The following is a 1324-nucleotide window of genomic DNA, read 5'->3' on the forward strand; positions in this document are numbered from 1 at the left end:
CACTGGTGTCCGGGATAATTCGATATCTCTTCATTGAAGTGTTTCCAGCTGTCCTAATGCCAACGTTTGGATTCGTCGCGGGCGCGTTCGAACGGGCAGATCGATGACGGGAGGCTCGAACAAGGTTGCCCGGATCAGGCCCAGGCAATGCCAGAGGGTGTGTTCAAGCCGAAGTGTCTGCTTGTACAAGGCAACCAGCAGGTAAGCGATCAGGGCTGTCGCGACCTGGATACGTACGGCGTTGTAGGTGCGCCCCAGGAATGCTTTGATCTTCAGGTGCTGCTTGATCCACTTGAAAAACAGCTCGATTTCCCAGCGTTCCTTGTAATACTGCCCGATCTCAAGGGCACTACTTTCGAAATCGTTGGTGATCAGGATGAGGGGCGTGGATTTTCCAGGTCGAATGATCGTGACACGACGCAGGGGTTTTCCATACTGGTTGACGCGCTTGCCGCCTGGGTACTTGTTCTTGAAACTGACGACCTCGTCACGCAGGACGATTCCCTCGGCCTCACTGGGAATGGCGAAGTCCATTTCCGACACCAGGCTGGCATTGCTCTTCAATCGCGTCACGAAGCGTGCCCCTGCCGCATCGATCTGCGCCCACCAGTTGTAATCGCAGTAGCCTTTGTCGAACACATACAAGGTATCGCGTTGCAACGGCACTTGCTTGGCTTGGGTGACATCGTTGACGTTGGGCGCGCTGAAATCGTGCCAGAGTGGTGCCTGCGATGCAGTATCGAACAGGGCATGCAGCTTGATGCCTTGCGTGTTGCGGTTGCGATTGTTCAGTGTCCAGGAATCGAAGTCGCGCCCCTTGAGCGTGATTGACGTCGAATCGAGCAAGCACATCAGCTCTTTCGCATCGTGGCGCAGCTTGCGCGACACTTTGCTCATCAACCACGCAGCAATTTCCTCGAACACGGCGCTGGAGCGGTCCCTGTTTGCATCGCCAAGGGTGCTACGGTGAATAGGGCAGGTCTGCAATCGGTCGTGGTGCATGCTATGACTATTAAAGCCCAGTTCCAGTGCGCGCAGGCTCGACGCGCTGCTCAGCTGCGCATACACCATTGCCAGCAATTGGTCCCAAGCATAAAAGGTCTTGCAATACTTATCGGCATGATGTTGCTCAACGCACCGATTGAACACGGCACGCGGCAACCCCTTTAAAACAGCGTGGAAAGTGGTTATCGTAGACATGGTTGCGGGTTTTGGTTTCATGAGCGTCGAAACTCGGGTTTTACAACCCAAAACCTTTACCCGCAACCCCTCTTCGTACGCCTCCCCGTAGCTCATCAACAAATTATCCTGGACAGCAGTATCC

General features: G+C 54.6%; 1 protein-coding gene. It reads right to left on the reverse strand.

Annotation, left to right across the window (positions count from 1 at the left end):
* Window positions 1-30: 30 nt before the first annotated feature.
* Window positions 31-1324: IS4 family transposase (locus tag J8847_RS23980; RefSeq protein ID WP_211527193.1), on the reverse strand; the 1294-nt coding region annotated here is incomplete at its 5' end.

This window comes from Massilia sp. AB1 (assembly GCF_018119385.1).
Taxonomy (GTDB): domain Bacteria; phylum Pseudomonadota; class Gammaproteobacteria; order Burkholderiales; family Burkholderiaceae_D; genus Telluria.